The organism is Saccharothrix sabaoui (genome assembly GCF_051756985.1).
In the GTDB taxonomy this organism is placed as follows: Bacteria; Actinomycetota; Actinomycetes; order Mycobacteriales; family Pseudonocardiaceae; genus Actinosynnema.
Genome location: NZ_JBPKJK010000272.1, coordinates 1 through 6,841 on the forward strand (window position 1 = coordinate 1; position 6,841 = coordinate 6,841).

The following is a 6,841-nucleotide window of genomic DNA, read 5'->3' on the forward strand; positions in this document are numbered from 1 at the left end:
GGCCGGCGCGGTGCGGGGGTGGGGGCTCGCCGTCGTGGGTGCGGCGGCTCCCGGTGGGCCGGCGGCTCTCGTCCCCGCCGCTCGTCCTGGTCCGGCTGGGGCCGGTTCCGGGATGGTCGGCGGGTGGTCTCGGGGGTCCGCTTCTCTCAACCGAGTGGCGAATCCCCGTTTACGTACATCAATTTTCGATGATCACCCGATCGTGTCACCGGCCGCACTCGCCGCAGCAGCAGCCGCAGTTACCGCAGCCGCCACAGCCGCAACGGCACGCGACAACCGTGACATGAACCCGATCATCGCGCCACCCGAAGCGACGGCCGCGTCCGCTCGCCTCGCCCCACCCCCCGCTCCGCGCCCCGGCGTCGGTGAGCGGGCGGTGCGGGCGGTGGGCGAAGGCGTGTGACGCGGGCCGCGCCTACCGCACTTGAACTGGAGAAACACTCATGTCCACCCATGTCGACCCCGTCGACACCCCCACCCCCCGGGACGACGGCAACCCCCGGTGGATCGCGGTCGTCGTGCTGGCCGCCGCGCTCGCGCTCGACACCAGCAGCGTGGCCGTGGTCAACGCGGCGCTGCCCGTCATCGGCCAGGACCTCGGCATCGGCAGCAGCGGTCTCCAGTGGACGATGACCTCGTACGCGGTCACGTTCGCGGGCTTCCTCCTGTTCGGCGGTCGGGCCGCCGACGTGCTGGGGCGGCGCCGGGTGTTCACCGCCGGCGTCGGCCTCTTCACGGTGGCCACGGTCGTGGCCGCGGTGGCGCCGGTGGCCGAGGTGCTGATGGTCGCCCGCGCCCTCCAGGGGGTCGGCGCGGCGCTGTCCGGGCCTGCCTCGCTGGCCCTGCTGACCGAGCTGTTCCCCGAGGGCCCGCGCCGCAACAAGGCGCTCGCCGTCTACACCTCCGTCGGCGCGTCGAGCTTCAGCGCGGGCGTCGTGATCGGCGGCGTGCTCACCGACCTGTTCAGCTGGCGCGCGGTGTTCGTGTTCAACGTCCTCATCGGCCTGGCGGTGCTCGCCGCGGTCAAGTCGGTGCTGCCGGCGGGCAGCCGCAACCGCGAACCGCTGGACGTCATCGGCGCCACCGCGGTCACCGGCGGCCTGCTGCTGGCGGTGCTCGGGCTGAGCCAGGCGAGCCACGGCAGCTGGACGGACGCGATGACGCTCGGCCCGCTCGCCCTGTCCGCGGCGCTGCTCGTCGGCTTCGTCTGGTGGGAGCTGCGCGCCCGCGACCCGCTGCTCCAGCTGTCCATCTTCCGGCTGCCCGCGGTGAGCGCGGCGACCATCGCGGCCGTCGTGTTCTTCACGGCCGTGCTCGCCGTGCTGTTCTTCGCGCCGCTCTACCTCCAGGGCCTGCTCGGCTACACGCCGCTCCAGTCGGGCCTGGCGATCCTGCCGATGGGCATCACGGTGGTGCTCAGCGCGAACGTCGCGGGCCGGGTGATGGCGCGCGTCGGCCAGCGCCCGCTGCTGATCACGGGTCTGCTGCTCATCGCGGCGGGCACCGGGCTGTGGGCGGTCACGCCGCTGGACGGCGGCTACTGGCTGGACGTGTTCCCGGCCGTGCTCGTCATGAGCGTCGGCCAGGGCGTCGCGTTCGCGGGCCTCACGGCGGCCTCGCTGACCGGTGTCCCGCAGCACGAGCACGGCGTGGCGGGCGCCCTGAACGTCACCGCGCAGCAGCTCGGCGGCAGCGTCGGCGTGGCCGCGCTGGTCACGCTCTCCGCCACGGTCGGCGCCACCGGCGAACCCGGTGACGTGCTGGCCGGCTACCACGCGGCCTACCTGGCCGCGATCGCCGTGATCGTCGTCGGCATCGGCTTCATCGCCTTCCTGACGCGAGGCGCGCGACGCACCTGAGACCAACCGGCTCGGGAGTCCCGCGTCGACCGCACCGCCCCCCGGGGTCGGTCGCGCGGGACAGGCGCACGCCACCCCCGCACGAGTGCGCCGCATCCCGATCTTCGGCCCGGAGGTTCCCCAGACCTCCGGGCCGAGGGGTACCCAGTTTTTTCCGCCGAGAGCGAGGAAGGCACGACATGCGCAGGAGAACCGGCAGGGCAGGGGTCGGCATAGCGGTGCTGGCGTTCGCGGCCGTCGCGGCGTGCGGCGGGCAGGAGGCGCCGGCACGGGCGGGGCAGCAGACGACGAGCGGCACGGGGGCGAGCAGCACGAGCGGTCCGGTGTCCGCGCCGCTGTCCGACGCGGACCGGGCCGCCGCGCCCGGGTTGGCCGAGCGGTTCCTGGAGGCGGCCAACGCGGGTGACTCGGCGGGCGTCGCGGCGGTCTTCGCCGAGGACGCCCGGTTCGACAGCGTCGGCCGGATCTACCCGTCCCGCAAGGACATCATGGACCGCTTCCTCGACCCCGAGGTGATCGAGGCGGGCGGTCGGTACGCGGTGACCGGCACGAGCTGGAACGGCGACCGCTACCGCGTCGACTACGACTACGACACCGGCCATGGCGGCAAGGAGGTCTTCTACTACGAGTACCTGGTGCGCGACGGCCTCATCCAGGACGTCATCGGTCGCTACAACTGACCCCGCGCGCACGACGGGGGAGAACCCGCCGCACACCCGACAGGTGCGGCGGGTTCTCCCTTTTCCGCGCCCGGACCTCCCCCGCGCCCGGACCTCCCCCGCGAGCGCATTTCCCCGGTACGGCCGGGTTCTGCCGCGACCCGGGCAGGTTCCCCGGCCACCTCGGCATGTTGCCGCAGTAGAACGCCGTTCCTCGTGCCCGCCGCGGATCGCTGCCAGCCTGGGAGCAGAGGGAATCCCCCTGTGCCGAAAGGAAATCCGCATGGACACGCGCAAGATCGTCGACGACTGGTACGGCGCCATCGGCCGCGGCGACATGGACGCGATCACGGCGGGCCTGTCCCCGTCGATCGTGCTGGAGCTGCCGCAGGACCAGTGGAACGCGGTCATCCCGTACCTCGGCACGCACGTCGGCCTGAACGAGGTCGCCGAGGCGTTCCGGGTGCGCGCCGACACGACCGAGGTGCTCGACTACGGCCTGCGCGGCCTCTACGTCGATGGCGCCACGGCGTGCGCGGTGGTCTACACGAAGGGGCGGCACACCCGCACGAAGGTGTTGTTCGAGATCGAGGACATGCACCGCGTGGTCCTCAACGAGCAGGGCAAGATCACCCACTGGAAGGTGTACTTCGACCCGAACACCGAGGTCAACGCCTTCAACGCGGACCGCGAGGAGCGCCTGCACGCCGCCGCCGCGGCCGGTGACGCGCACGGGGTCCGCGAGCTGCTGTCGTTCGGCGGCGACCCGGACCACCACGACCGGACCACCGGCCTGACGGCGCTCCAGGTCGCCGCCGCCCGCGGTGACGGCGCGGTGGTCCGCACGCTGCTCGGCGGCGGTGCGGACGTGCTGGTCACCGACCGCTCCGGCCAGACCGCCCTGCACAAGGCGGCCGAGCACGGCGGCGCGGAGGTCGTCACCGCCCTGGTGCGCGCCGGGGCGGTCGTGGACGCGCCGGTCGCCACGACGGGCCAGTCGCCGCTGCACGTCGCGGTCCGCCACGGCAACGTCGAGGCCGCCCGCGTGCTGCTGACCTCGGGCGCCCGCGCCGACCTGGTCGACCACCTCGGCCGCAGCCCGCTGGACCTGGCGCGCGAGCTGCTCGCGCCGGAGGCCGCGAGTGCCCTCTTCTCCTGATCCCGGACGACGAGAGCGGAGGTTCGACGTGAGCGGGCGGTTGGTGGTCGACGACGTCACCCCCGAGGTCAGCTCGGGCCGCCACCCGGCGAAGGCCGTCGTCGGCGAGCACGTGCCGGTGGCCGCGACGGTGTGGCGGGAGGGCCACGACGCGGTCGCCGCGACGGTGGTGTGGCGCGGCCCCGGTGACGCCGGGGCGACCGAGGTGCGGATGGTCCCGCGGGGCGCGGGCCTGGACCGGTGGGGCGCGGTGGTCGTGCCGGACCGGGAGGGCGCGTGGACGTTCCGGGTGGACGCGTGGAGCGACCCGTGGACGACGTGGCGGAGCGCGGTGTCGGCGAAGCTGACCGCCGGGCAGGACGCCGAGCGGTTGGCCAACGACCTGGAGGCGGGGGCGCGGCTGCTGGACCGCGCCGCCCGCCGCCTGCGCCGCCGCGCGGAGAGGCCGCTGCTGCGGCTGGCCGCGGTCGCGCTGCGGGAGACCGGGTACGGCCTGGCCCGGCGGGTGGAGGCGGCGCTGTCCGGGGCGGTGGCGCGGGTGATGCACGAGCACCCGGTGCGCGAGCTGGTGACCCGGGGCCGCACGCACCACGTGTGGGTCGACCGGGAGAGGGCCCGGTTCTCCGCCTGGTACGAGCTGTTCCCGCGCTCCACGGGCGGCGTGGACGGCGAGGGGCGGGCGGTGCACGGCACGTTCGCCACCGCCGAGCGGGAGCTGGCGCGGATCGCCGACCTGGGCTTCGACGTGCTGTACCTGCCGCCGATCCACCCGATCGGCGAGGTCAACCGCAAGGGCCGCAACAACTCCACCACCGCCGGACCCGGTGACGTCGGCTCGCCGTGGGCGATCGGCTCGCAGCACGGCGGCCACGACGCGGTGCACCCGGAGCTGGGCACGGAGGCGGACTTCGCCCGGTTCGTGGCCAGGGCGGGGGCGCACGGCCTGGAGGTCGCGCTGGACCTGGCGCTCCAGTGCGCGCCGGACCACCCGTGGGTCGACGCGCACCCCGAGTGGTTCACGAGCCGCCCGGACGGCTCGATCGCGTTCGCGGAGAACCCGCCGAAGCGCTACGAGGACATCTACCCGCTGAACTTCGATAACGAGCCCCACGGCCTGTACGCCGAGGTGCTGCGGGTGGTGCGGCACTGGATCTCGCTGGGCGTGCGGGTGTTCCGGGTGGACAACCCGCACACCAAGCCGCCGGACTTCTGGCACTGGCTGATCTGGCAGGTCAAGGACACCGACCCGGACGTGCTGTTCCTGTCCGAGTCGTTCACCCGCCCGGCGCGCCTGCACGGCCTGTCGCGGCTCGGCTTCACCCAGCACTACACGTACTTCACCTGGCGCACCGCGAAGCGGGAGCTGGAGGAGTTCGGCCGCGACCTGGTCGAGCACGCCGACGAGGGCACGCCGAACCTGTGGGTGAACACGCCGGACATCCTGCACGAGTCGTTGCAGGTGGGCGGGCCGGGCATGTTCGCGCTGCGGGCCGCGCTGGCGGCGACGCTGTCGCCGTCGTGGGGCGTGTACTCGGGCTACGAGCTGTTCGAGCACGAGGCCGTGCGGCCGGGTGGCGAGGAGTACCTGGACTCGGAGAAGTACCAGCTCAGGCCGCGCGACTTCGGCGTGGCGGGGCTCCAGCCGTGGCTGGCGGCGCTCAACCGCGTCCGGCGGGCGCACCCGGCGCTGCGGCAGCTGCGCACGCTGCGGTTCCACGAGACCGACGACGACCACCTGATCGCCTACTCGAAGACCGACCCGGGCACGGGCCGCGCGGTGGTCTGCGTCGTCACGCTCGACCCGCACCGGCCGCGCGAGGGCACGGTGACGCTCGACCTGGCGGCCCTGGGCCTGCCCGGCGACGCGCGCTTCGCCGCCCGCGACGAGGTGACCGGCGAGGTCTTCGACTGGGGGCGGTCCAACTACGTCAGGCTCGGCCCGGAGCGGGTCGCGCACATCGTGTCCGTGGAGGAGCAGCAGTGAAGAAGGCGCGACCGCTGCCGGTGGACGACGAGTGGTACAAGCGGGCGGTCTTCTACGAGGTGCTGGTCAGGGCGTTCCACGACGACGACCACGACGGCACGGGCGACCTGCGCGGCCTGGCCGGGAAGCTGGACTACCTCCAGTGGCTCGGCGTGGACTGCCTGTGGCTGCCGCCGTTCTACGCCTCGCCGCTGCGCGACGGCGGCTACGACATCAGCGACTTCCGCGCGGTGCTGCCCGAGTTCGGCACCGTGGAGGACTTCGTGCACCTGCTGGACGAGGCGCACCGGCGCGGCATCCGGGTCGTCACCGACCTGGTGATGAACCACACGAGCGACGCGCACCCGTGGTTCCAGGCGTCGCGCACCGACCCGGCCGGCCCGTACGGCGACCACTACGTCTGGAGCGACGACGACCGGGGGTACGCCGACGCGCGGATCATCTTCGTCGACACGGAGACGTCGAACTGGACGTTCGACCCGGTGCGCGGCCAGTTCTACTGGCACCGGTTCTTCTCCCACCAGCCGGACCTGAACTACGAGAACCCGGCCGTGCAGGAGGCCATGCTCGACGTCCTGCGCTTCTGGCTGGACCTCGGCATCGACGGGTTCCGGCTGGACGCGGTGCCCTACCTGTTCGAGGAGGAGGGCACGAACGGGGAGAACCTGCCGCGCACGCACGAGTTCCTCAAGCTGTGCCGCAAGGTGGTGGACGACGAGTACCCCGGGCGCGTGCTGCTGGCCGAGGCGAACCAGTGGCCGTCGGACGTCGTGGAGTACTTCGGCGACCCGGAGGTCGGCGGCGACGAGTGCCACATGGCGTTCCACTTCCCGCTGATGCCGCGCATCTTCATGGCGGTGCGGCGCGAGTCGCGCCTGCCCATCTCGGAGATCCTCGCCCGGACGCCCGAGATCCCGGCCAAGGCCCAGTGGGGCATCTTCCTGCGCAACCACGACGAGCTGACCCTGGAGATGGTCACCGACGAGGAGCGCGACTACATGTACGCCGAGTACGCGAAGGACCCGCGGATGAAGGCGAACATCGGCATCCGGCGCCGCCTCGCCCCGCTGCTGGAGAACGACCGCGACCAGCAGGAGCTGTTTACCGCCCTGCTGCTGTCGCTGCCCGGCTCACCGGTCCTGTACTACGGCGACGAGATCGGCATGGGCGACAACATCTG

General features: G+C 73.0%; 5 protein-coding genes. All 5 read left to right on the top strand.

The genetic code is table 11. The features are described 5' to 3' along the window. Nucleotides 1-443: 443 nt before the first annotated feature. Entirely contained in the window at nucleotides 444-1,859 is a 1,416-nt protein-coding gene (locus ACR807_RS40390; RefSeq protein ID WP_438926829.1) for an MFS transporter, read from the top strand. A gap of 179 nt (nucleotides 1,860-2,038) precedes the next feature. Continuing rightward, a complete protein-coding gene (locus ACR807_RS40395; RefSeq protein WP_438926830.1) occupies nucleotides 2,039-2,539 on the top strand; it encodes a nuclear transport factor 2 family protein in 501 nt (166 codons plus the stop codon). 262 nt (nucleotides 2,540-2,801) lie between these two features. Further along, complete coding sequence (locus ACR807_RS40400) at nucleotides 2,802-3,677, top strand: ankyrin repeat domain-containing protein (protein ID WP_438926831.1); 876 nt, start codon at nucleotides 2,802-2,804, stop codon at nucleotides 3,675-3,677. 28 nt (nucleotides 3,678-3,705) lie between these two features. Beyond that, nucleotides 3,706-5,661 (top strand): maltotransferase domain-containing protein, encoded by a 1,956-nt coding sequence (locus ACR807_RS40405; RefSeq protein ID WP_438926832.1) that lies wholly within the window; start codon nucleotides 3,706-3,708, stop codon nucleotides 5,659-5,661. Further along, nucleotides 5,658-6,841 (top strand): maltose alpha-D-glucosyltransferase (gene treS, locus ACR807_RS40410; protein ID WP_438926833.1); only part of this gene is annotated, 1,184 nt, incomplete at its 3' end. The genes ACR807_RS40405 and treS, both read left to right, overlap by 4 nt.

Coding starts and splice junctions, on each gene's coding strand:
- ACR807_RS40400 (WP_438926831.1), top strand. CDS start 2,802: ATGGACACGCGCAAGATCGTCGACGACTGGTACGGCGCCATCGGCCGC.
- ACR807_RS40395 (WP_438926830.1), top strand. CDS start 2,039: ATGCGCAGGAGAACCGGCAGGGCAGGGGTCGGCATAGCGGTGCTGGCG.
- ACR807_RS40390 (WP_438926829.1), top strand. CDS start 444: ATGTCCACCCATGTCGACCCCGTCGACACCCCCACCCCCCGGGACGAC.